At 53.1% G+C, this 26,022-nt stretch carries 16 protein-coding genes and 1 tRNA gene; 8 read left to right on the forward strand and 9 right to left on the reverse strand.

The features are described 5' to 3' along the window. Positions 1-80: 80 nt before the first annotated feature. A complete protein-coding gene (locus Q674_RS28780) occupies positions 81-1,487 on the forward strand; it encodes a S41 family peptidase (protein ID WP_014422527.1) in 1,407 nt (468 codons plus the stop codon). Further along, a complete protein-coding gene (locus Q674_RS28785) occupies positions 1,484-2,302 on the forward strand; it encodes a divergent polysaccharide deacetylase family protein (RefSeq protein WP_014422528.1) in 819 nt (272 codons plus the stop codon). The genes Q674_RS28780 and Q674_RS28785 overlap by 4 nt, the downstream gene beginning before the upstream one ends. On the opposite strand, the gene hisF is transcribed toward Q674_RS28785, so the two are convergent. The 5 genes from hisF to Q674_RS28810 form a co-directional block, all read right to left on the reverse strand. Continuing rightward, entirely contained in the window at positions 2,299-3,072 is a 774-nt protein-coding gene (hisF, locus tag Q674_RS28790; RefSeq protein WP_023008634.1) for an imidazole glycerol phosphate synthase subunit HisF, read from the reverse strand. The two genes, Q674_RS28785 and hisF, sit on opposite strands and share 4 nt — an antisense overlap. A 9-nt stretch (positions 3,073-3,081) precedes the next feature. Then, positions 3,082-3,819 carry a 1-(5-phosphoribosyl)-5-[(5-phosphoribosylamino)methylideneamino]imidazole-4-carboxamide isomerase gene (hisA, locus tag Q674_RS28795; protein ID WP_023008635.1) on the reverse strand — a complete coding sequence of 246 codons (738 nt, stop codon included), beginning with the start codon at positions 3,817-3,819 and terminating at the stop codon, positions 3,082-3,084. Beyond that, entirely contained in the window at positions 3,813-4,454 is a 642-nt protein-coding gene (gene hisH / locus Q674_RS28800) for an imidazole glycerol phosphate synthase subunit HisH (protein ID WP_023008636.1), read from the reverse strand. Before hisH ends, hisA begins: the two co-directional genes overlap by 7 nt. 27 nt (positions 4,455-4,481) lie before the next feature. Beyond that, a complete protein-coding gene (hisB, locus tag Q674_RS28805; RefSeq protein ID WP_011786615.1) occupies positions 4,482-5,075 on the reverse strand; it encodes an imidazoleglycerol-phosphate dehydratase HisB in 594 nt (197 codons plus the stop codon). Between the two features lie 102 nt (positions 5,076-5,177). After that, positions 5,178-5,639: an SRPBCC family protein gene (locus Q674_RS28810; protein ID WP_011786616.1), complete on the reverse strand. Its 462-nt coding sequence runs from the start codon at positions 5,637-5,639 to the stop codon at positions 5,178-5,180. 196 nt (positions 5,640-5,835) lie between these two features. On the opposite strand from Q674_RS28810, the gene Q674_RS28815 reads away from it, so the two are divergent. From Q674_RS28815 to Q674_RS28840, 6 genes are all read left to right on the forward strand, one after another. Further along, a complete protein-coding gene (locus Q674_RS28815) occupies positions 5,836-8,061 on the forward strand; it encodes an AsmA family protein (RefSeq protein ID WP_023008637.1) in 2,226 nt (741 codons plus the stop codon). Continuing rightward, on the forward strand, positions 8,061-9,125 hold the full coding sequence (gene mutY / locus Q674_RS28820; protein WP_023008638.1) for an A/G-specific adenine glycosylase: 1,065 nt from the start codon (positions 8,061-8,063) through the stop codon (positions 9,123-9,125). The genes Q674_RS28815 and mutY overlap by 1 nt, the downstream gene beginning before the upstream one ends. Before the next feature lie 64 nt (positions 9,126-9,189). Next, the gene (locus tag Q674_RS28825; protein ID WP_023008639.1) at positions 9,190-9,471 is read left to right on the forward strand and encodes an oxidative damage protection protein; all 282 of its coding nucleotides are present in this window, start codon (positions 9,190-9,192) and stop codon (positions 9,469-9,471) included. 110 nt (positions 9,472-9,581) lie between these two features. Further along, positions 9,582-9,657: transfer RNA gene (locus Q674_RS28830), tRNA-Phe, on the forward strand. A 221-nt stretch (positions 9,658-9,878) separates the two neighbouring features. Then, positions 9,879-10,976 (forward strand): AAA family ATPase, encoded by a 1,098-nt coding sequence (locus Q674_RS28835; RefSeq protein ID WP_023008640.1) that lies wholly within the window; start codon positions 9,879-9,881, stop codon positions 10,974-10,976. After that, entirely contained in the window at positions 10,969-13,140 is a 2,172-nt protein-coding gene (locus tag Q674_RS28840) for a S8 family peptidase (protein ID WP_023008641.1), read from the forward strand. Before Q674_RS28835 ends, Q674_RS28840 begins: the two co-directional genes overlap by 8 nt. 590 nt (positions 13,141-13,730) lie before the next feature. Here Q674_RS28840 and Q674_RS28845 read toward each other — a convergent pair. From Q674_RS28845 to Q674_RS0120710, 4 genes are read right to left on the reverse strand one after another with little or no spacing between them, the layout of a single operon-like run. After that, complete coding sequence (locus Q674_RS28845; RefSeq protein WP_152526061.1) at positions 13,731-21,398, reverse strand: putative Ig domain-containing protein; 7,668 nt, start codon at positions 21,396-21,398, stop codon at positions 13,731-13,733. A 13-nt stretch (positions 21,399-21,411) separates the two neighbouring features. Beyond that, positions 21,412-22,074 carry an ankyrin repeat domain-containing protein gene (locus Q674_RS28850; RefSeq protein WP_023008645.1) on the reverse strand — a complete coding sequence of 221 codons (663 nt, stop codon included), beginning with the start codon at positions 22,072-22,074 and terminating at the stop codon, positions 21,412-21,414. A 48-nt stretch (positions 22,075-22,122) separates the two neighbouring features. Beyond that, the gene (locus Q674_RS28855) at positions 22,123-23,496 is read right to left on the reverse strand and encodes an HlyD family type I secretion periplasmic adaptor subunit (RefSeq protein ID WP_031210039.1); all 1,374 of its coding nucleotides are present in this window, start codon (positions 23,494-23,496) and stop codon (positions 22,123-22,125) included. Continuing rightward, entirely contained in the window at positions 23,493-25,748 is a 2,256-nt protein-coding gene (locus Q674_RS0120710; protein WP_152526062.1) for a type I secretion system permease/ATPase, read from the reverse strand. The genes Q674_RS28855 and Q674_RS0120710 overlap by 4 nt, the downstream gene beginning before the upstream one ends. Positions 25,749-26,022: the final 274 nt, after the last annotated feature.

A 26,022-nucleotide genomic window follows, 5' to 3' on the forward strand; every position in this document is an offset into this window, starting at 1 on the left:
GCTGACAAACGGCGTTGCGGGCGCCATACTGTCCGGGTCAGGAACCAGTCCAACTATTGGAAACAAAACAGGATATGTGAATGAAACGGGCCAGAAGTACACTCAAGACCTCGCCATTGCGCACCATGATTCTTGCCACCTGTTGTTTCACAGCCCCCGGACTGGCCCTGGCACAGGATCAGGACGCTCAGACCCAGCAGATTCTGGACTCCATTCAGAGTGGCGAGCGGGTTGAACTGAAACTTCCAGACCCGGAAGAACAACTGCCGCTGGAAGACCTGCGCAAGTTCACCGAAGTGTTCAGCCGCATCAAAGACGCCTACGTGGAAGATGTCTCCGACACCCAGCTGCTCGAGAGCGCCATCAAGGGCATGCTGTCCGACCTGGACCCGCACTCTACCTACCTGGCCCCCAAGGATTACGAGGAACTGGAAGAAAGTACCTCCGGGGAATTTGGCGGCCTTGGCATTGAAGTGGGCATGGAGAACGGCTTTGTCAAAGTCATCTCTCCGATCGACGACACCCCGGCCCAGAAAGCGGGCGTTCAAGCCGGCGACCTGATCATCAAGCTGGACGAAAAGCCGGTGAAGGGAATGTCGCTGGAAGAAGCCGTCAACCTGATGCGCGGCAAGCCCGGCACGGTGCTTACTCTGACCATCATGCGCGAGGGCGAAAGTGCGCCTATCGAGATTGATGTCACCCGGGATGTGATCAAAGTCACCAGCGTTAAATCCCGGATGATCGATAACGGCTACGGCTATGTCCGTGTCACGCAATTCCAGGCCGAGACTGGCCGGCAGTTCCTGAAAGCCCTCAGCGATCTGGAAGACGAACACGGCAACGATCTGGACGGCCTGATCATTGACCTCCGCAACAACCCCGGCGGTGTGTTGCAAGCTGCCGTAGAGACCGCGGATGCCCTGCTGGACGAAGGCCTGATTGTTTACACCGAAGGCCGTATCCAGAGTTCACGCCTGCGCTTCAGTGCCAAACCCGGCGACGTCATGGCTGGCACACCTATTGTCGTGCTAATCAACGGTGGCTCTGCTTCCGCGTCGGAAATCCTTGCCGGCGCGCTCCAGGACCATGAACGTGCCGTGGTGATGGGCACCCAGTCCTTCGGCAAGGGCAGTGTTCAGACGGTCATCCCGCTGGACGAGACCCACGCCATCAAAATGACCACCGCTCGTTATTTCACGCCGGATGGTCGCTCCATCCAGGCCACCGGCATCAAGCCGGACATTGAGGTGCGCCCGGCGGAATTGAAAGAACTCGACAGCAGACCATTCTTCACCGAAGCCGACCTGAGCGGTCATCTTGAAGGGGAGAATGAGGAGGAGGCCCGCAAGGCCAGAGAACAGGCTGCGGAAGCACAGGCTTCTGCGGCCGACCGGGACTATCAGCTGCGGTCGGCCCTGAACCTGCTGAAGGGCTTGCACATCCTTAACCGGAAGAACGACAGCAAGCCGCAGGAAAACGCCCAGTGACTTTACGTTCTACCCTCGCGCTGCTGGCGCTTCTGGCCATCAGCCCTGTCGCTGCGTTTGCGTCAGGGCCGGGTGAACCCCAGCAGCCCACCATTGCCATCATTATTGATGACATGGGCCACAATCGGTACGAGGGCGAGCGACTGGCAAAGCTTGACCAGCCCCTGACACTGGCCTTCCTGCCTTACCGGCGCCACACAGTTCCCTTGGCGAAGCTGGCCCACGCCCAATCCAAGGAAATCATGTTGCACGCCCCGATGGCCAACACCCGCAACTTCGGTCTCGGCCCGGGCGGACTGACACCGGATATGGACGAGACGACCATCACCACCACCCTCCGCCGGGCACTGCAGTCCATTCCCTTTGTCAGCGGTGTGAACAATCACATGGGCAGCCTGCTTACCCAGCAACTGGAACCCATGGACTGGGTCATGAAAGAGCTGGACCGCTATCCGGTGTATTTCGTCGACAGCCGCACCATTGCCAATTCCATCGCCGGCAGTGTGGCCGATGCCTACAACATCCCGAGCCTGACGCGCGACGTGTTTCTCGATCACGAACAGACGGAAGAGTTTGTCGACAAACAGTTCAAACTGCTGATTCAGACCGCCAGGGAAAAAGGCACGGCCATCGGTATCGGACACCCGCACAAGGTCACCGTGGATTATCTGGAGAAGCACCTGCCGATGCTGGATGAACAGGGCATTGCCATCGCCACGGTCAGTGGTCTCTGGGCCATGCGCAACGGTAATCGGGAGATGTTTGCGGAAGGTGAGAAGCAGGCCATTCGGCCTGCCTATGCACGCAGCAATTAATCGCGGACTTCGATGCCCTGAGCCTTCATAAAGGCTTTGGCTTCAGGAATGGTGTGCTGACCGAAGTGGAAGATGGATGCCGCCAGCACCGCGTCTGCGCCACCCTGGGTAACGCCATCCGCCAGATGCTGTAGCTCACCGACACCACCTGAAGCAATCACCGGTACGACTACCGCATCGCTGATGGCACGGGTCAGGCCAAGATCAAAGCCGATCTTGGTGCCATCACGATCCATACTGGTCAGCAGCAACTCCCCTGCCCCCAGCTCAACCATTTTCTTCGCCCACTCTACGGCATCCAGCCCGGTTGGCTTGCGACCGCCGTGGGTAAAGATTTCCCATCGCGGCTCCTCGCCTTCTGCGCTCACACGCTTGGCATCAATGGCGACGACAATGCATTGCCGGCCAAAACGCTCCGCTGCCTCGCGCACAAACTCGGGATTGAAGACTGCGGCCGTATTGATGGAGACCTTGTCGGCTCCGGCATTGAGCAGTTTGCGGATATCATCGACGGTGCGCACGCCACCGCCCACGGTCAGCGGGATGAACACTTCCGCCGCCATGCGCTCTACCGTTTCGTAGGTGGTATCGCGGCTTTCGCTGCTGGCCGTGATGTCCAGGAAAGTGATCTCGTCCGCGCCCTGTTCATTGTAGCGACGGGCCACTTCCACCGGGTCACCGGCGTCGCGGATATCGACAAAATTCACGCCTTTAACCACTCGGCCTTTGTCGACGTCCAGACAGGGGATAATGCGTTTTGCCAATGCCATTGTCAGTCCTCAGTTTTTCAGGCTGTCGCAATAGGCTTGCGCTTCGGCCACATCCAGAGTGCCTTCGTAGATGGCGCGGCCGGTGATCGCACCGATGACACCTTTGTCGGCAACTGTGGCCAGGCGCTTGAGGTCATCCATGTTGGTAACGCCGCCAGACGCAATCACCGGGATGCCACCTTCTTCTGCCAGCTTGGCGGTGGCTTCGACGTTCACGCCCTGCATCATGCCGTCACGGGCGATGTCGGTGTATACGATTGAGGATACGCCGTCGTTGGCGAAGCGCTTGGCAAGATCTACCGCCATGACTTCAGAGACTTCGGCCCAGCCGTCGGTGGCGACGCGGCCGTCTTTGGCGTCCAGACCCACAATAATGTGGCCGGGGAATTCCTTGCACATTTCGGTGACGAACTCAGGCTCTTTAACCGCCTTGGTGCCGATGATGACCCACTGCACACCAGCCTTCAGATAGGCCTCAATGGTTTCCGCCGAGCGGATGCCGCCGCCGATCTGGATGGGCAGATTCGGGTACTTCACGGCAATTGCCTTTACGATCTCACCGTTTACCGGCTCGCCGGCGAAAGCGCCGTTAAGGTCAACCAGGTGCAGGCGGCGAGCGCCAGCATCTACCCACTTGGTGGCCATGTCGACGGGGTCGTCACCGAATACAGTAGAGTCTTCCATGCGGCCCTGGCGCAGTCTTACGCATTTGCCGTCTTTCAGATCGATAGCGGGGATAATCAGCATTTTCCAGTCCAGTTCGTAAAGTTTTCCAGCAACTGCAGCCCCGCCCGGGCACTTTTCTCAGGGTGGAACTGCACTGCAAAGATGTTGTCTCTCGCCACCGCTGCCGCCAGGTCAACACCATAATGAGTGCGGCCGGCCATGTCGGCGTTGCCCTCGGCTTCGGCGTAGTAGCTGTGTACAAAGTAGAAGCGGTCGCCGTCCGGGATGTTGTGCCAGAGCGGGTGGTCCTGGGTTTGGTACACCTGGTTCCAGCCCATGTGGGGCACTTTCAGGCGTTCGCCGTTTTCGGTGAGGTTGTCGCCGAAGTAGCGGACTTCAGACGGGAACAGGCCGATACCTTCCACACCGCCGTTTTCTTCGCTGCGGGCCATCAGGGCCTGCATGCCAACGCAGATGCCGAGGAACGGCCGGTCCCGGGAGACTTCTTTAACCAGCTCAACCACGCCCAAACGGTACATTTCGGCCATGCAGTCGCGGATGGCGCCTACACCGGGCAGAATCACCCGGTCAGCTTCACGGATTTTGGCGGCATCGTCTGTAACCAGTACGGTGCAGTCCGGGGCCACGTGCTCTACGGCTTTGCGGGCGGAATGCAGGTTGCCCATGCCGTAGTCGATGATGGCGACGGTCTTCATGGTGTGTCTGTTCCTTTCGGTGACCGGTTACAGGGCGCCTTTGGTGGACGGGGTGATACCCGCCATGCGCTCGTCCATTTCAATCGCCATGCGCAGTGCGCGGCCGAAGGCTTTGAACACGGTTTCGATCTGGTGATGGGTGTTCTTGCCCTTCAGGTTGTCGATGTGCAGGGTCACCATGGAGTGGTTCACGAAGCCCTGGAAGAACTCAGCGAACAGGTCGACATCAAACCCGCCCACACTGGCTCGGGTGTAGGGTACGTCCATGAGCAAACCGGGGCGGCCGGACAGGTCGATGACCACGCGTGACAGGGCTTCATCCAGGGGCACATAGGCGTGGCCATAGCGGCGAATGCCTTTTTTGTCGCCCACGGCCTGTTTGAAAGCCTGGCCCAAAGTGATGCCGATGTCTTCTACGGTGTGGTGATCGTCGATGTGCAGGTCACCCTTGCAGGTAATGTCCAGATCCACCAAGCCGTGGCGGGCAATCTGGTCCATCATGTGTTCAAGGAACGGCACACCGGTGTCGAAATTGGCTTTGCCGGTGCCATCGAGATTGATCTCGACGGTAATCTGGGTTTCGAGGGTATTGCGTTCTACCCGAGCCTTGCGTTCGGCCATGGAGACTCCGTTGAAAACTGGCTTGCTACCGTAAACTTTGTTTGCGGATTATACCTGTTAACTCAACCGGAGTCCCGCAACCGGATCAATCACCCTGATAGCTCAGAACGCTTTTTTCAGGTTGGCCATGTAGGTGTCCACGAGGCTGTTGAACTCGTGCTTGATCACCGGGCTGATGGCCAGCTTGAGCAGGCTAGGCAGGGGAACAGTCAGCTCTGCGCTGGTCTGGAATTTCACTGCGGTGGCGTTGTCGCCCTTGGCACTCAGGGTCCAGGAACCACTGACAACCCCGTTGCCCTCGCCTTTGATGGGCGACCAGGTGATCTTGCCGGCCTCTTTGTCAGCGTGGTAGGTGCAGGCGTAAACCGATTGAATAGCGTGTTTGTCGACGCCCACTTTTTCCATTTCCCAGCGGTAGGCATTGTTGCCCAGATCCACCAGCTTATCGACTTTCGGGAAGTGGCTGGCAGATTTGGGAACGTCTGCCAACAGATCGAAAACTTCATCATAGCTCGCCGGAATTTCCAGATCCCGGTTCAGCTCAATCGATACGGTAATGGCCACAGCCGACTCCTTCTTATGTTTATTTGTGCCTCGGGGCTGACTGCCCCGGCGGATAAGTTGGGGGTGTATTTTGAACCAAGACTACCGCATTGTCATATTCCTGCACTGTTAATTTGCTAACCCTGCGTTATCCTTTGCTTTATTCACGCAATAAAACGCCGGCTACCAGCCTGCCGACAGGAAAAGGAACCCAGCCATGAAAGTTATCCGCTATGCGATCTACGCCGTTATTGCGCTGCTGTTACTGGCAGTGGCCGCCGTCGCCATTGCGGTTGCGGTGATCAACCCCAACGATTACAAACCCCAGATTGAAGCGGCTGTTGAGAAGCAGACCAATCTGGACCTGATGCTGGAGGGCGACATCGGCTGGTCTTTCATTCCTCTGGGCCTGGAGCTGAATGAGGTAGAGGCCAACCTTGACGGCGAGAGGTTTGTCGCACTGGAGCAACTGATTGCCCAGATTGATTTCTGGTCTCTGATTGCCATGTCTCCGCAGGTAAACACCTTCCTGCTGAATGGCCTGGATGCCCACCTGGAAGTTAACGAGCAGGGCGAAGGCAACTGGACCCGGATAATGCGGGAGCAAACCGCCACCGCAGAGGCTGGCACCGATGCTGCCGAACAACAACCCGCCCGGGAAACTGCCGAGCCTGAGACACAATCCGCCAGCGGTGAGGCTCTCAACTTTAATGTCGAGAACGTTGAAATCAGTAACGCCAGCGTTCACTACAACGATCTGAGCACCGGGCAGTCTGTTACGCTGGAAGACTTCACGGTGACCGCCAGTGATATCACCCTCGGTTCCGAATTCCCCCTGGATATCCGCTTCCGCGTTGAAACCAGCCAGCCGCAGTTTGCGGTAGACGGCAGCATCAAGGCCCGCATCCAGGCAAACCAGGCGCTCAACGAATTTGCGGTATCTGGCCTGAACGCGGTATTTGGTATGTCGGGCGAGCCGTTTGGTGGCGAATCGGTGACCGCAGAACTGGCCGGCTCCCTGGCCGCCAACCTGGAAAACGAAACCGCGTCCCTGAGCGACTTCTCCGCCAGCCTGGCCAATCTCAGCCTCAATACCAACCTGAATGTAAAAGGCTTTGGCGACAAACCGGCTCTGGACGGTCGCATTGAGATTTCCGAGTTTTCCCTGAAGGAGCTTCTCAACAATCTGGGACAACCCGCCATTGAAACCACGGATCCTGAAGTACTAAAAGCGATCGCGCTGTCGACCAACCTCGGTGGCGAGCCCGGCGTTGTCGCGCTGTCTGACCTTGTCATTACCCTGGATGATACCCGCTTCAACGGTGGCGGCAGCTATAACCTCGCCACAGGTGGGCTGGTGTTCGACCTAGAGGGTGACAAGCTGAATGCTGATCGTTACCTGCCGCCCTCGGCCGAAGGCGATTCGCAAGGAGCAGGCAACGGGGAAACACAGACCGACAGCAACACTCAAACAGCTGGGGCATCCCAGCCTGAAACCGACCTGCTGCCACTGGACACCCTGCGCACCCTGCTGCTGGACATTGATTTCGGCCTGGGCGAGCTGATTGTCAGCAACCTCACCATCAACGACATCGCCGCCAGCACTACCGCCAAAGATGGACTGCTGCAAGTGGACGAATTCAGCGGCAAGCTCTATTACGGCAGCTTTGGCGCCAACGCCACCATCGACGCCCGTACCGACAACCCGAAATGGCGAATCCGCTCGGACGTGACCAACGTACAGACCCTGCCGTTGTTAACCGATCTGGCCGAGGTAGACATGCTCTCTGGTGGTGCCAATCTGAAAGTGGCTGTCGATACCACTGGCAACCGGATTTCTGCGCTGCGTGAAAACGCCAACGGCGAGATCAGCTTTAACCTGGCCGAAGGCGAGTTCCGCCAGATGAACCTGACCCGTATGGCCTGCCAGGGTATCGCCCTCGCCAACCAGGAATCCCTGACGACCACCGACTGGGGCACGACTACCCCGTTCAACGACATGCGGGGCACACTGAAAATCGACGGCAACACCCTGAACAACACCGATCTGGTCGCGGCGCTTGCGGGTATGCGCCTGGAGGGCAACGGCACCGTAGATCTTGAGCAAACCGACCTGGACTACGAACTCGGCCTGCGCATTGTTGGTGAAATTCACCGGGACGAAGCCTGTCGCGTGACCGAGTATGTGGAAAACGTGGTCATTCCGGTGGAATGCCGGGGCAACTTCGCCGAAGACCCGGCCGGCTTGTGTTCGTTTGACGGCTCCCGCTTCCGGGATACGCTGAAAGACATTGCGGCCAACGCTGCCAAGGCAAAAGCCCGCGAAGAAGTGGATCGCGCCAAAGAAAAAGCGGAAGAGAAGGTGCAGGAAAAACTGAAAGAAAAGCTGGGCGAGGATGCCGGCGGGAAGGTGAAGGACGCCCTGAAGGGACTGTTCAACTGATGCCGGACCGTTTCGCCGACAAACTGCTTCGCTGGTACAACCAACACGGCAGGCACGACCTGCCGTGGCATCACAACCGCAACGCTTACCGGGTGTGGGTGTCGGAGATCATGCTCCAACAGACCCAGGTAACTACCGTGATTCCCTACTTTGAGGCCTTCATGGCCCGTTTTCCCGATGTGCACGCCCTCGCCTCGGCGCCGGTCGATGATGTGCTCGGCCATTGGTCCGGCCTTGGCTATTACGCCCGGGCACGCAACCTGCACAAGGCCGCGAAACAGGTAGTGGATGAGTTCGGCGGCGCATTCCCGGCCGACCAGGAGCAACTCGAAAGCCTCACAGGAATTGGCCGCTCTACCGCCGCCGCCATTGTCGCCCAGGCCTTTGAAAAACGCGCAACCATCCTGGATGGCAACGTAAAACGCGTGCTGGCGCGCTACCACGCCGTGCCCGGATGGCCGGGACAGACTGCCGTGCTGAACCAGCTCTGGGTGCACGCGGAGAGCCACACGCCAGAAGCCCGTATCAAAGACTACACTCAGGCGATCATGGACCTGGGCGCCATGGTGTGTACCCGCAGCAACCCCGGGTGTGAGGCCTGCCCCGTGAAGGATGGCTGCCTGGCCTACGCCCGTGACGAGATTCGCCTGTACCCCGGTTCAAAGCCCAAGAAGGCAAAACCGGAAAAAACCACCTGGATGCTGATCCTGGAAGACGCAGAGGGCCGAATTTTACTGGAACGCCGGCCACCCAGTGGCATCTGGGGCGGCCTGTGGAGCCTGCCCGAACTTGACCCGGCCTACGGCAAGGATGAACTGCAGGACGCCTGTGCCAGGGAGCTCGGGCTGAACTGCCACAGCCCGGAACCCATCAGCGGTTTTCGCCACACCTTCAGCCATTATCATCTGCACATACAACCGGTACGCCTGCCCGTGGCCGGCAACACCCAGGTTGGCGATTCCGACCGCTTGCGCTGGCTGCACCGGGATGAAGCCCTCAGCCTGGGACTGCCCGCCCCGATCCGAACCCTGCTGACGGAACCCGAGCAAGCCACCCTGCTGTAACCAAGCCAAGGTGCCGGATGGTCTGTTATCATGCCGGCATACTGACCTCAGCACAGGAGCCGACATGAGCCGCACTGTATTCTGCCGCAAGTACCAGAAAGAACTGGAAGGCCTGGCCATGCCCCCGATGCCCGGCCCCAAAGGCCAGGATATCTACGAGAACGTATCCAAACTGGCCTGGGAAGAATGGCAGAACCAGCAGACCATGCTGATCAACGAAAAACACCTGAACCTGATGGATGTGAACAACCGGAAATACCTGCAGGCGCAGATGGACCGGTTCTTCAACAACGAGCCGTTCGACCAGGCCGAAGGCTATGTACCGCCTGAAAAACAGGACGATTGATCAAGGCCTGAACAACCGGCAAAAACTTCCGAAAATTTTTGCCGGTCGGCCTTGACTCCCAAACCCTAAACCGGTTTAATAGCGCCCCGTTGCAGCACACAGCTCAACACGCCCGGATAGCTCAGTTGGTAGAGCAGGGGATTGAAAATCCCCGTGTCGGTGGTTCGATTCCGCCTCCGGGCACCATGAATTCAATAACTTAGCCCGCCCTTGGCGGGCTTTGTTGTTTCTGGAAACCAGATTTGTAAGCAAATCCCCCCCTTCGTTGTGATTCAGGGTTCAGCACTGATTGAAACCCATCCTCAAGCTTTCCACAGCCTTACGGAATTTTTTTCCACCTATCCGTGACTTTTTTCCATTCATAGACCACAATTTCCGAAAATTACCTAAGACTTTCCGGAAAAGCTATGAACCTTACCGAATTGATGGTAGATCTAGTTAAAGACGGCCTCAAACACGATATACGAAGCTTTCAAATGAGGGCTCGAAGAGTCGCGGAGGCTTCGAAAGACAACAACCCCGAGCTAGCAAAGGCTATTATTCGCACGCTCAAGACCACCCCTATCAGGCGACAACCTGCCGAATGGCAGCCCGCATCAAACCACCTCCCTGTTGACCAAGACTCACGACAAAGCTTGGTCAGGGAGGAGGAAACAGTTGTCGCCAATAAGCCGCATTGGGATCATTTGATTGCAAAGACAATCAAAGAGTTCGTCTTTGAGCGTCAAAATGAACAGAAGCTTGTTAGTCATGGGCTTCAGCCTGCTCGATCACTTCTATTAGAGGGACCTCCAGGAGTAGGCAAAACCATGACAGCCAGATGGCTTGCCTCAGAACTTGAGCTCCCCCTAATAACTCTCGATCTCACAACCGTAATAAATAGCCTCTTGGGTAAAACTGGCAACAACATAAAGTCTGTGTTGGATTATGCACGATCGAAAAAGTGCGTGCTTTTATTAGACGAATTCGACTCAATAGCAAAAAGACGTAGTGATGATTCTGATGTTGGAGAACTAAAGAGATTGGTCACCGTGCTTTTGCAGACCATCGATGACTGGCCACACACGTCAATCCTGGTTGCAGCGACGAATCACGGAGAGCTGCTTGACCCAGCAATTTGGAGACGATTTGACCACGTATTACACTTTTCGCCACCGAATAAAACAGATGTGGTGCGATTTCTTACCGACCGGAAAGTTGACCAAAAAACGTCCAACGAGATCGCAAGTGTATACACAGAAAAATCCTACTCTTCTCTTGAAAGAATGCTCCATAAAGCAAAGAAAGCAGCACTTCTCTATGAAATTGATCATAACGAAAGCATCCGTCAAGCGTTTGGCCTCAAGAGCCAGAACATTTCCGAACGAGACGCCAGAGACTCTGAAATCTTAAAACTGCATTCAGAAGGTTTGAATAAGACTCAGATCTCCAGTCAACTAGGGATATCCAGACCTACAGTCAGGCGAGTGATCAAAAAGTGGCAAGAGGGAGATAATAATGCCTAAGAACATTTTAATCGGCTACGGCGAGACTTTAACAAAGAAGATGCCACGGAAATCCGGCGGTGGAGAGAAGGCTCATCCTTATAGCTTTACTGAAGCCAAGGCTAGACTCAAACAGCAGTTAAACCAATTAGTGTCTCAGAGTAGGGAGCTGGATCAACGCGCACTGTATAACGGTAATCTAGTAGCAAAACTAACGGTCCACCCTTCCTATCTCGCAAAGTCGTACTACCCCAAGGCTCTTCTCAAAAAGTTTGAGTTAACTGACATCGGCAGCAAACCTGTCTCGATAAGACCGAGAAAACCCGCAACGAAAAAGCAAAGAGATAAAAAGCTGCTTACGGCTGCATACTATATTGCTGGCACGCCCGCAGAATTTGAGAAAATTGTTAGCGCTCTCGACGATGCGAAATTAGAAAACGGCATCAAAGAAGACGTAATGAAGATCGAGGACCTCGTAATTTATGATGCACAGGAGAAAATTCGAGGTGAGGCTAAAGAGAATGAAACCAAATATGAAATCGCTCTTCACTCTCCGAATGGGATGGGAGATGTCAGCGAGGGCTTTCTCAATTACCTGAAGCTATTTAATGGGGAGGTGAGGAAAGCCAGAAAGGTGGGTGAACTCACCTTTTTTTCGGCGAATGTCCCAAAAGATCAGGTTAGAAACGTCGCTGAATTTTCGATGTTACGGGCTATTCGACCTATGCCCAAAGTGCGAGTAATGGAGCCACAAATCAGGAGAATCGAGTTCCCTAACCCACACTTTGAGCTTCCAGATTCCGACGCCCTGGATTCAACACTGAACGTCGCTGTCTTCGATGGGGGTATTGGAGCACAGCACCTCAACAGGTGGGTTGAAGAATTCGTTTATTCAGATGAATCTACAACAAACCCTCAGTTTCTAGCCCACGGGGGAGAAGTAACCTCTACGATTTTATTCGGCAGAAAAGTGGAGGACAAAGAGCTTCAGCAACCTTATTGCAATATCGATCACTACCGCGTCCTAGATCCAGCGCTCGGAGAAGAAGATGATCTTTTTGATGTTCTAGACCGAATTACTGTCGCTATTAAGGAGAACTCCTACGACTTCATAAATTTGAGCCTCGGCCCGAGCATTCCGATTGAAGATGATGAAGTTCACGTTTGGACCAGCACACTCGAGGAGATCCTTTCTACCGGATACCCATTGGCTGCTGTAGCCGTAGGAAATGATGGTGAGTTAGCTGGTCAAAACAGAATACAGCCACCTTCCGATCTGGTTAATGCTCTATCTATTGGTTCTTCTGACATATCTGGCAACGGATGGGCCAGGGCTCCATACAGCTGCGTTGGTCCCGGTCGAAGCCCCGGAAAAGTGAAGCCCGACGGTGTTTGTTTCGGTGGTAGCAGCAAAGAACCTTTCAGCACCTTTTCGCCGATTCAGAATAATATAGTGAATGTCGCAGGAACAAGCTATGCAACCCCTCTCGCGCTGCGAACATGTATAGGCATTAAGGCGCTTTTAGACCACCCACTTACTCCACTGGCAACAAAAGCTTTGGCAATCCATCACGCAGAAAGGGACCCAAAATTAGATCGAGCTGAAATCGGCTGGGGAAGAATAAGGGAAAACTTAGACCAAATTATCTACAGCGATGATGATGAAGCGACAATTATCTATCAAGGCGAAGTTGACCCAACTGACGTCCTGAGGGCCTTTATTCCATGCCCACCTACAGAGAACTTAGGCCCAAAAACACAGATACGAGCAACATTCTGCTTTGCTAGCCAAGTTGATCCGGAACACCCAATCCACTACACGCGCAACGGTTTGACGCTTACTTTTCACCCAAACTCGTCTAAAACGAAAGCTTTTTTCTCAATGAAGAATATTTATCGGACTGAGCAAGAGGCGAGGGATGATGCTCATAAATGGGAAACTTGCTTGTATCACAGCGAATCGTGCCTCAGCGAGAAACTTGATACGCCGTACTTTGATATCCAGCACGGCGTGCGGGAACGTGGGCAAGCGCCAGGTGCAGGAGCTCATGTTGTTCCACTACCCTACGTTCTCGTGATATCTGTACGGTCTGAAGGAAGTGCTGACTTGTATAGCAAAATACTTGAAACTCACCAAACACTTCAGCCTCTATCACTCAAACAGAACATCCAAATTCGGACATAAAGCCAAGGGTCCTTTCTACGATAAACTCATCACCACGGGGGTCGCTGAGCGCGGTTCGTGACCATCTTCAAACTTTCCCCGGCTCCACAATTTCAGGGATAAGCACTGGGGTGGTTCAGTTCGGTTCGCATGTTCGGTACCCCCTTAAGGGGGGGGGTACACCGAACGAACATTGCGAGACACCGAACAACCGAACAGAACATAAAACACAAGCGGTGCCGAAATCCCTGGGGCAAAAGGAATCCCTGTTGTTAGCTTTTCAGAACTATCAAACTGAGCTTTCAGACGGAAAAATGATAGTTCGGTAAGGTTACCGAACTATCAGGAGGGATTTTTACCCTAAAACCGGGTCTGTCAGATAAATTTTTATCGCCTTTCCTTCCTTGCCCTCGACTCAAGCAAGCCGTGAGCGAAATATAACTTCCGCCCCACAAGCCTTTGACTATCCTAAATCTAGAAAAATCCGACAAAATCAATCACGATGGCGCGCTTTTTCCTTATCCATGACAAAAAAGCCCTGAGAATTCTCAGAGCTTTCAGTATCAAAGAACTAAGAGGGCCAACCACAATAATTGGTCAGCCACTCCCACTTAGCTCGGCTGCCAAGAACTGGCGATTGCCGACTGCACTTGGCTTTCTTCCTGCGGCGTAAGCGTAACCTCACCTGCTGCCGGGTCACCAAACGATGCCATGGCCGTCACCAGTTGCTCCAACTGGTTTGCAGTGATGGATGCGTCATCCGTGTGGATGCTATCCAGTTTCTGGGCATCATTGCTGAACCAGTCCTGTACGCGAACCTGATCATCGCTGCCAAGCACGCTGGTGACCAGATCATCACCATCGCGAGAGAACCAAATCTGCGACTCATCAATACCTGGCGCAAAGTGCAGCTGGTCGTCGCCAGCGCCATTCGACAGGTTATTGATGGTATCCTGGCCGTCTCCACTTGCGAACTGGTAGGAATCGTTACCTTCACCGCCCAGAAGATAGTCATCGCCCAGGTTACCGGTGATGGTGTCATTCCCGGCACCTGCATTAATGAAATCTGCATCGGAGGACGCCAGAATGTTATCGGCAGAGGCAGTACCCGTCACCAGATTCCCGAAGCTGCGCTGATCCGGCAGCCCTTGGTAATCCGGCGACCCTTGCGGGTCAGAATCGCTCAACCCAAAGGCACCGAAGACCTGGCTTGAGGTGATCTGACCACCTGGCCCGAACTCAATCTGGTCGATGGATTGGTCGCCGCCTGAGAAGAAGTTCTGGATAGTGACCGAATCTGAACTTCCACCCACTTGTAACACAAGATTGTTGCCGGACTTGGTAAGGCCACTGGCCACCTGGTTGAAGGAGATATCCTCAAAACGCAGGGTATCGTTACCGCCACCAGTATTGTCGATCACATCCTGACCATCACCAGAGCTGAACAGATAAGTATCGTTTCCGCGGCCACCCTTGAGCGTGTCATTGCCTAGCCCGCCGGTGAGACTGTCATGACCATTTCCACCCTCCAGCACATCGTTGCCTGCTGCACCGGAAAGCACATCGTCACCACCAAAGCCCTGAACCAGATCGGCGCTGGCGCTGCCCGATAGATCGGAATCGTCACCGGATGTGCCTTCAGTCGCCTGCAAGGAATCCGACGCAGGTGTGGGTTCAGACATACCAAAGGCCCCGAAAATCTGATCAGACGTAATCTGGCCACTGGTCTCGAATTCAATGGTCTCGACCACAGCACCACCGCCCAAGAAGAAGCCGGTCAGTGTCACCTGATCCGGGCCACCGTTGACCTTCAACACCAGATCGTCACCGGATTTCATCAACCCGGATGCAACTTGGTTAAAGGTGATACCCGCGCCGAAACGCAGTGTGTCTGTACCATTGGTTTCCTTGAGGACATCCTGACCACCGGTAAACACATAGGTGTCATCGCCAACGCCGCCTTCGAGTTGGTCATTGCCCTGACCGCCTCTTAGGGTGTCGTTGCCAACACCGCCGATCAGAATGTCGTTGGCAGAAGCTCCGGTGAGAACATCGTCGCCACCCAGTTCCGGCGTCGGGGTGGTGCCCGGGGCTGTGCCGGAGCCGCTGCCATCACCACCGCCCGAAGTATCTCCACCTTCAGAACCACCGTCGGTTTCGCCGCCAGTGCCACCACCTTCGCTTGGCATCGCTGACAGCATGCCCGGTAGCTGGCTTGCCATGATGGCATTGCCGCCATCGGTTGGTTGGATGTAGGTGATGGCATGTTCGCCACCCAGGAAGTGATCTGTGACGCGCACTTGTTGCTGCAGATCCCCGTCGACCAGAATGACAAGATCATTGCCATCCTGATGGTAACTCAGGCGACCGCGATCAAGGCCATCCAGGAAGAACACGCCGTCAGAGCCACCTCCGGTGTTGTCAATGACATCAACGCCCTGGCCTGCTTTGTAGTAGTAGCTGTCATTACCAGCACCACCGGCCAACGAATCGTCACCGTCTTCGCCGACCAGGATGTCATTGCCATCACCGCCGATCAGTGTGTCGTTGCCACTGCCGGAACCGCTGCCATTGCCGCCATAGATTTGGTCAGAGCCAGCGCCGCCTTCCAGTTGGTCGTCTCCAGTCATACCGAAAAGAACGTCATTGCCGCTCAAACCGTGCACTAAATCATTTCCAGATCCAGCCACTAGCTGGCCGCCCGAAACCGAAGCCTCAAAAATCTGATCGTACTCTGATGAAACCGCACTCTCGACATCGACCGTCAACGAAACACTCGTTTGAGCTCCCGCAGTATCTGTCGCAAAGACGTTCACCATTAATGAGCCGACACCAGCGGCTGTGCCAGTGAATCGACCGCTCACCGAATCAAAGTTCAGCCAGGCGGGTAGCGGTGAACCATCCTCCAATGTTGCACTAAGGGTGAGAGCATCGTTTAGATCAGGGTCAGCAAACAGCCCTTTAGGCAGTTGGTAATCGATGGTTCCCCCCTCCACCAAGGCGAGATTGCTGATGGAACCACTTACCTCAGGAGCGTCATTAGTATTCGTTACACTTAGGTTGAACAATGTAGAGACCGAATTCTCTGAAGAGCCAGCATCCCCCTCAACGATGACATCATTGCCGACCGGCTCGTGTGAATCTGTAGCCCCCTCTGTCGCAACAATCTCAATGTGCCACTGACCAACCGCACCATTTTCCGGCGTGCCACTGAACGTCTGGCCATCAAAAGAAAGCCATCCCGGTAATGCATCGCCATTGGCAAGGCGTGCTTCGATGGCCAGAGAGTCACCTTCCTCATCCTCGAATAGATTGGCAGGTAACGTCAGCTCAAACAGACTGTCCTCGGCAACAGTCTGGGGAGACAATTCAGTTGACACTGTGGGGGCATCATTTTGCTCATTCACCCAGATCTGGAAGCTCGTTGTCGCTTCTGCTCCATGGTTGTCTGTGGCGACCAGCTCTAACTGCAATGCGCCCACCTCTTGCTGGCTCGCCAGGCCAGAGAGAGCTCGCATTGTCGGATCAAACGTCAGCCACGATGGCAAGGGCCTACCATCCGCCTGTCGCACACTGAGTGAAATAGAATCGCCTTGGTCAAAGTCACGAAATACATCGTCTGGCAGACTCAGAGAGAAGGACTCATCTTCATCAACTGACCGATTCCGCACTTCACCAACCTGCATAGGCTTACGATTGCCAGACTGTAGCAACCAGTCCTTAACCTCTTGGCCACTGAATTCGTAACTGGAAGTTGAAGAAGCGAACCTCACCACATCCGGCATGAACCCACGATCAATTCGAACACTTTGATCTTCACCACCAATGTTGATCAGGAGATCATCGTGAGCCGTCCATGGTCGATCAAGCGGCACATCCCAATCCAGTTGCCCCGTCAGATCTGAAAGATCGAGGTTCTGAAACTCTAGGATATCTCGATCGTCTGGGTTATTGCCGCCCCAAGCGTCGATTACATCGTGCCCATCACCAGCGCGAATTCGGTAGATATCATTACTTGCCCCCCCAATCATGCTGTCGCTGCCGATACCGCCGTCGAGTACCACGTTGGTTCGCCCAGCATGACGGTTGTCACTGATCAAAGTATCGTCACCGCCGTGGCCCATCAGGGTAAGATCGTCGCAGGCAGCGTTGGACTCGAGCCACATATCGCCGTCCTGGCCCACCACTGCCTCGTCATAGAAGATGACATTGTCCAAGGCATTGCCATGTACCTCTGCGTCATAGCTGAAGCTCGAAGTTACTACGGTGATGTTTTCAACATTATCCGGAAGAACAAAATTAGAAACTTGATCCCCCGACCAATGTTGGTGGAAGTCACTCCTCATTTCACTCAGAGTGCCATCAAGATTCCAAATACCCTTCAAATTAATGACGACCCTGTCAATCCCCTCCCCCGCATGTTCAATAATCTCGGATCCCGACTGATCAGCGCTCCAGCGGTAGACATCATCACCTCTTCCGCCAGCTAACACATCCGCGCCTCCGCCGCCGTCCAAGGTATCATTCAACAGTCCGCCGATGATGCGATTGTCATCCGAGTTACCCAAAAGCAAACCGTTCCGGAGGAAACCGGTCCGGGAGAGGTTTTCCACCCCCTCTGGCAATACAAAATCCACCGTGGTCTCAATGGTATCCTCGCCAGACATATCCCCATTGATCAAATCATCGACGTGGTCGATAGAAAACAAGTCGTCCCCTGCCGTGCTTTCCTTAATGTCTGCCTCGCCGATCAGGTGCTCTGCTTTGACAAGAAGGTCCTCAGGCGTCCAGATTTCTCCCGTGGCAAAACGGACATCGAAGAGTGAGTTCCGGGTTTCGAATGCCCCCGCGGTAATGACTGCATCCGTTTCAATGAGTGACTGGCCATTGTCGTAGGCAATAAGTAGACGCCCGTGCTGATCGATGTGAACCGTGACATCTTGCGGGGCAATGCCACTTTCAAAGCGAAGGGTATTAATCACCGAACTGTCGTCATCATCGGAAAGCGTATCCACGCCATCAGAATTGCCGAAGCGATAAACATCAGCGCCCTCGCCGCCGTACATCAGATCGTTCCCTGCATCTCCTCTGAAATCGTCACCTCCATCGAGCCCGAAAAGCTTGTCATCCCCATCGGACGGCGTGAACGTTTGCGCCACAACGTCTGCAAGGCCCAATACTGTGCCATCCTGAAAGACGAACTCGGAGACCGCAGGTTTACCATCGGCGAGGTCGAAAAACTCATTTATCTGAATTCGATCATGGGGACTGTTTTTGAAATGGATGAACAGCTTATCTCTGTCAACCAGGAACTTATTCGCAGTATCGGGTCGTGAAAAAGCAATATCTTCAGGCTTGATATCAGGCCCGAACGCGATACGGTCATGCCCCGCATCTGTCGCCTTTGCTTTGATCGTGTCCCTGCCGTCCCCGAGGTTGAACACATAGGTGTCATCGCCCAGGCCTCCGTCGAGTTCATCACTATCTGCGCCCCCAATCAGCACGTCATCACCGCTGCGACCGAGCAGCCTATCCTGCCCTGCATAACCGGCCAACCAGCTGTCATTCTCGTCTACACCATAGAGACTATCTCTACCAGCCGTTCCACCGGGTAACCGGTTAATCACGTCTTCTAGTCGCCAGATCGTTCCGTCAGAAAATTCAATTTGTTCAACCAGAGGCTTGCCATCAACAAGTTCAAAGTACTCTTCAATATCGATTTTGTCGCCATCAGCCCCTGTGAATCGCAAGACCAACCGAGACCATTCTTGTTCTAGTGCAACATCCTCTGGGCGAATGTTGCTACCCAGAATCAAGCGATCTGTTTCAGAGCCACTTCTAGTTCTTTCACCTGTTTCGCTGATTCTATCTGGGCCACCGCCAAGCTCGTAATAATAGGAATCACTTCCTTGTCCGCCTTGTAACCAATCGGCCCCAGAGCCCCCCTTCAACTCGTCGTCACCGCTGCCACCTTTGAGCCAATCTCTGCCTTCTCCCCCTATCAGAGTGTCGTCACCACCACTACCCTCCAGATCATCTTTTCCAGCCCCCCCGAATAATTGGTCCTGCCCTTCACCACCTATCAATAAATCATCCCCGTCTTGGCCGAAGAGATAATCACTACCACGGGCGCCATGGAGGTGATCATTTCCTTTACCACCAAGAAAAATGTCTTCAGAACCATCACCTCCGAAGAAGTCCGAAGCCGAAGTTCCATGCTGAAAATCCAAGAGCTCAATGATGGGATTCTGAAAAAGCGAGGTTAGTTGCGACTCTTCGCTATAACTCCTCTGAAGCTGACTCAGCGCTTCAGCTAGATGTCCTAAACTGGATGGTTCTATTTCCACTATCGCAGTAATCGTAAGCCATTGCTTTAGCTGCGCTTCCTCATTGCCCTGCGATAAAGCTGCTCCAGCAAGCAGGTCATCAAACAATGCGACATCAATTCTTTTAGTCGTTGTGAATTTATCTGTTGTAGCATCATATTCGAGCCCGGTCGCCACATCGGAGAGCATGTTGTTTGCAACTGCTAACTTAGCGAGGAGATTTCGGGACAGCTCATTGTACGCCTGTCGGTAATACCCTCCAGTAGTTACGATGCTGCCATTTTCACGCCACTGGCCATCACCGATGCGCAATTGCTCTAAACCTGAGTACTGCTTCAGTAGCCCCAGCTCTTGCAGTGAAAAAGACTCACCCGCTAGATCAAAGTCAACTAGCCCAGAAGTCTGATTTATTTCAAGCTGATGGTCTGGATCAATTTCTTCGAGAGTTACCTCTTCAACACCGGCCCATTTAAATAAAAATTCATCAAACCGTGTCACCAAATCTTTTGAGTTTGTGGACGCTAAAAAGTCCAACGTAAAAGTTTTCAAGTCATCATTAAGGCTCATGGCTTGATGAAGGTCCGGAATCTGACCATATCCTTTAATATTTGCAACCGCGAGAACTTGAGGGTCAAGTGTTACATCACCCACAAATCTCGTGAATGTGGGATTGGATGAAAACAAAACATCTGCGGCAATACCAGATGTTTCGGCCGCAACACCCTCGGATCCGTCCGCCCATTTAAAGCTCCCCTTTCTCGCGACCTGTGCATCCCCACTGCTTTGCTCAGAAACGTTTTCGTAATTGAGACTTATACTAGATATCCCAGCCTCACTGAGCGACTCTAGTTCGCTGGCCTGACTAATACCGTCGCCGTTGAGATCTTGCCATACCTGGAGACTAGAGTACTCTGAGTCGTTGCTATCGATCCTTCTATCCGCATTGCTGTCCAGCTCAGACAGTTCTTCGTAACCAGTTTTTTGGGGACTACCGAACAGCTCACTAATGTCATTGATAATTCCATCATTGTTCCTGTCCAAAGCTAAAAATGCATCGTCTCCACTCAACCATGAAGTTCGAGTAGCAAACCCGTCTCCATCCAGGTCAAAGTACGCATCACTCTCATTCAACCCTGTTAGTTCTATACCATCTCCATCAAGGTCAAGAACCAGAGGATCTCTCGGTACAAAGCGATCAGCCCCTTCGCTGCCTGTTTTTGCTGTTTCACCGGCCTTACCACCTTGAGCACCCTCCGACTCCTGACCTTCAGAAGGATCTGATGCCTCGTCAAGTCCATAATGCTTTGAGTATTTACCTGCCGCATTCTCAAACTCGGCAAGAGTTTCAAGTTCCAACAGATCAAGCTCTACTAAACGCTCATTCCAGTCTTCATATTCTCTTGGGAAATCCTCTTTCCCCCCAGCTTCGGCAGCAGCCTCCTCCGCTTCTTTTACCAACTCCTGAAGGGTATTTCGCTCTTTCATTATCTCCTGATACTTACCAATCGCCTCTCTAAGATCGCGACCTAGCTCGTTCCCCGTATCAATGTGTTTTTGCCACTCCGGAGACGCTCCATTCCCTGATGCTGTAATCTCGGCTGCTAACTCTGACTGTCGCTCTTGCAGCCCTGAGAGCCGAGGGATCGACTTCTCGAGATTCTCATTGAATACGTTTACGTCTGTCGGCCCCTCTGTGAGAAAAGATTCCATGGTTCCGCCCAAATCGAAAAAGGCTCCAGCTGTTTGGTCAGCATACCCTTCCGAATATCCTTTCTTGATCAATTCAGCACTGGAAGTAGCTATTGCTTTTGTCGACGCACCAATCGGGCTACCCGAAAATCCGGAATTCTGATACAGCTGACCGCCAGCGCTCACTATCATTGATAATTGAGTCAGTTGAATCTGCATATTGATTTGATAAAGCTGCATTTTTTTTAATTCATTCGCATCCATGCTCTTCTTCCTTCTAACAAGCAATATCGTCAATAATATTTAAAACTTCATAGTCTTCTTTTTTACTAACATAATCTCTAAATGATACTTCTCCACTTTTTATTTCAAGCATCGGGTTGGCGCAGTTCTTCAAAAGCAACTTTATGCACTCTTGACCGCACTCTCCCCTTTCATACAGCAGGTATAATGCCGAGTAACCATTTTCTGGAATATAGTTAACATCAACCTCAGAATTTTCAATAATGTACGCAAGCGTCTTCTCATCAACATCACGAAGCATATTCGTAAAAATTGTAAACTGCCCAAAGTACATCGATTTATTTAGGTTCATTCTTTTTTTAAGAACCAATTTCAAGAGTTCGAAGTTGTCGCGACTAACGACAAAATTTACGAAATACATACCTCTATCAAGTTTATGATCAACATTCCCACCGGCAGATATTAACTCAGAAAGAATAGTTGGCTGTTCGTAAAACACAGCTTGAAGCAAAACATTATTTGACCCGCCAAGCCTGAAATTCGGATCAAGCCCCTGATCTATAAGCTCACGAACAGCCTCCACATCGCCACTCTTGATTGCTGAGAACGCAGCTTTGTTCAGCTCAATCTGACTACCTGCAAATAACAACTGAGGAAGGCAAACAAAAACCAAAAATATTAATTCTTTGAAGTTCAATCAATTTCTCCTCTTTAGGGCAATGACCTCTTTCGTTTGAATCACCTTTCACCTTTCCCCAAGGCTTTCCTCTCTATATCTCAGCAGCGGCGAAAGAAAAAACTCAATTACTCGGCGCTGCCCAGTTTTTACCTCTGCGGTCACCGTCATGCCCGGTGACAGCTGAATAGACTTTCCATTGATTGAGAGAGACGACTTGGCAGGTTTCAGCCGAGCCTTATAAACCAGCCCCAGTTGCTCATCCTGAATGGCGTCGTTGGAAAGATCAGAAAGCTCAGCGTCGATAACCCCATACTTGGTAAAATTAAAAGTATCCACCTTGATCTCTGCGGACTGGCCAGGGTGAATAAACCCGATATCCTTGTTCAAAAACCGGGCCTCGACCTCTACGCTGCTTCCTTCTGGCACAACTTTCATCAGCTCCTGTGCGGGCGTCACAACGCCTCCGATGGTAGTTACCACCAACTCCTGGACGGTGCCGTCAATCGGCGCTTTCAGCACATATTGGCTGCTTCGCTGTCGCGCCTTGAGCAGCTCTTCTCTCAAACTTGCCTCCTGAACCGTCAGGACCTGCAACTCAGACAAAGTGTTTTTGAACCGCTCTGAGATCATCATTTCGCGCCGGGATCGGTTTGCAGCGATACTGGCCCTCAACTGATTCGCTTTGGCACGCTGCACTGACACGTTCTGCTCAACTTCGATCTGTTCCTGTTTCACTTCCAGGAACTCCATCCGAGAGCCGGTTCCTTGCTTTTGAAGCTGGTCGTAGACGGCAACGCGCTCGTTCAGGACATCCAGCAGTCGCAGACTTTTTCTGACTTCTGCCTGTACCATCTCTTGCTCTGCTACCAGGCGCTCTGTCTCCTGATCGATGGTGAGAACACTGGCTTCAAGCTCGGCAATTTCCTGGGTCAAAAGCTCACGCTGCTGCGCCAGATAAGGCTGGATATCCGGGTCATTGGATTGCAGAGCCGGGCTCCAGGGCTCCGACTGCTGGAACCATTTCGCCAGCTCGATGAGCCGCTGACGCTGAAGAGTCACACTGCGCCATTGCTCGCTGAAACGGCGCACATCCGCCTCGGTAATATTCGTATTAAGCGTGATCAGTGGCTCGCCGGCCTTCACGCTCTGCCCCTCTTCTACGTGGATTGATTCAATCGCTGCGGTTTCCAGAGGCTGAATAACCTTCACGCGCTCGCTTGGCACCACCTTTCCCTGAGCAACTGCCACGATGTCGATTTTTCCGAAGATTGCCCAGAGCACAGCGATGACGAACAAAAGCACAATGGTGTACAGAATAATTCGACCAACGGGAGAGGCCGGCGTTTTTTCAATTTCAATGGCCGCCGGCATGAACTCATAGATCTCACGTTCAGACAGCACGTCTTTAGGTTTTCTTGGCGAGTCTTTTTTCTGTGTCATGTCAGCCTCACCGACCCGACTTTTTCGGGCCCGAAAGCGAACTCCATTTTCTGTTCGCGGCTGGCCGCTCTCGGCTTTGTAACGGGCAGCTCAGGCGCCGCGCCCTTGATGGGAATGGACGCGCTTTGATAATCGAAAAGCTTGGCGTAATAGCCTTTCTGCAACAGCAAAGATTCGTGACTGCCGTTTTCGACAATCTGACCAGCTTCCACTACGACAATCCTGTCAGCATGGCGAACCGTGGTCAGGCGATGAGCAATAACAAATACTGTGCGGCCTTCACACATAGCTCGCATGTTTTCCTGGATGACACGCTCCGATTCGTAATCGAGCGCACTGGTTGCCTCGTCAAAAATCAGTATTCGGGGATTGGTGATCAGTGCGCGAGCGATGGCGATGCGCTGCCGTTGGCCACCCGATAGGCTTGTGCCCTGCTCGCCCACCGGAGTGTCATAGCCTTCCGGCAAATCAACGATAAATTCATGCGCACCGGACAGCTTGGCGGCCTTGATGACTTCCTCAATCGGCAGGCTAGGATCAACGAAAGCGATATTGTCTTTTACCGAACCATTGAAAAGTCGATTTTCCTGCAACACCACGCCCACTTGTCTGCGTAGCCAAGCCGGCTCCATCTGCGACAAGTCGATGCCATCGATCAGAACCCGACCACTTTCCGGGAGATACAAACGCTGGATCAACTTGGTCAGCGTACTCTTTCCTGAACCTGAACGCCCCACCACGCCAACAATTTCACCAGCGCCGACTTCCAGTGACAGCTGCTGCAAAACAAACGGAGCGTTCGGGTCGTACCGGAAGCTGATGTTGTCGAACCGAACATCGCCCTTAATCCTGGGCAGTGTTGTTCGGTTGGGGTTGTGGCCGGGCTCAGCAGGTGTATTCAGAATGTCGCCCAGGCGCTTAATAGAGATACCCGCTTGCTGGAAGTCCTGCCAAAGTTGAACCAGCTTGAGAATAGGGCCACTAACCCGACCCGCAATCATATTGAAGGCAATGAGCTGACCGATGCTCAACTCGTTCGCCATAACCAGGGTGGCTCCAACCCAGAGAATGAGTACGGTGACGATCTTGTTGATGAACTGGGCAGACTGGTTGGCAATGTTCCCAAGGTTGGTTGCTTTGAACGATGCCGCCACGTAAGCCGCCAGATTTTCCTCCCAGCGGCGTTGCATCTGCGGCTCGACCGCCATAGCTTTCACGGTCTCAATGCCGTACATGGATTCTGTAAGGAATGCCTGGTTCTCTGCGCCGCGCTTGAATTGTTCGTCCAGACGTCGTCGTAGAATGGGAGTGATAACAACTGACAGCACTATGTAGAAAGGAATAGAACCGAGCACAACCCATGTGAGGGTTGGGCTGTAGAAATACATCACCGCGAAGAACACGAAGGTAAAGAAGAGGTCGATCACCAAGGTAAGTGCAGAGCTCGTAATGAAGTTCCGAATCGTATCCAGTTCTCGAACCCTCGCCACAGTGTTACCAACCTGGCGGCTCATGAAGTAGGCAATCGGGAGGTGTTGAAGGTGATTGAAAAGCTTTGCACCCAGTGTGACATCCACACGGTTGGTGGTATGGGTGAACACATAATTTCTTAGGCCATTCAAGATGACATCGAACACCGAAATCACGATCAAGCCGAATGCCAGCACATCCAGGGTCGTCAACCCCTTATGAACGAGCACCTTGTCGATCATTACCTGGAAAAAGAGCGGGGTAATAAGCGCGAATAGCTGAATGAAAAATGAGGCAATGATGACGTCGCGAAGAAGGTGTTTGTATTTCAGGATGGCCGGGATAAACCAACTGATATCGAACTTATCATCCAAACCCGGCAGCAAGCTTCTCTTGGAGATGAGGATCAGCTTACCACTCCATCTTTCTAGAAATACTTCCTTGGCGAGCTTCTCCGGAGCAGATGAGGCGGGGTCTTGTATAAGGACTTCGTCGCCTTCGATTCGTCCAACTACAAAAAAAGAGCCATCTTTCGACTCGGCGATTGAAGGCAGACTCAAAGAAATCAGTTTGTCCCATTGAGTGGAGGATGTACGGGCTTTCAATTTGAGATGGCGAGCGGCTCTGACAATTTCCGAATGCCCGAAATATTCACCCCGTGTCCCGAACTGATGATTCAATTGCCCATGGTCGGCAGCAACCTGATGGAAGCGAGCCAAAATTAAGAGCGAAGAGAGCCCAGAGTCCATCTGTCCCGATTGCTTCGAATCTTGCGTTTTCATCCTTGAATGCTGCTTGTTACTGCGTGGTACTACCTACCGTAGCAGAGTGGGATTTCGATGCCATGCTCACCCTTTTTTTACGTGACACGCTTCGCACCTTTCACTAAGAGTGATATGGAACGAAATCAACAACTCCGTCGCTGCAATTCTCCATTGGCTCTACTCACCAGCTTGTCCAAACCGTAGGAGTCGTATCAAAGAATCCGCGCTTAAAACCTTTTCATACTGGCATACCCAAGAAGATTTGCGAAAACCCTTTTGATGACACGACAAT

The sequence above is a fragment of the Marinobacter sp. EVN1 genome (genome assembly GCF_000475375.1).
Classification (GTDB): Bacteria; Pseudomonadota; Gammaproteobacteria; order Pseudomonadales; family Oleiphilaceae; genus Marinobacter; species Marinobacter nauticus.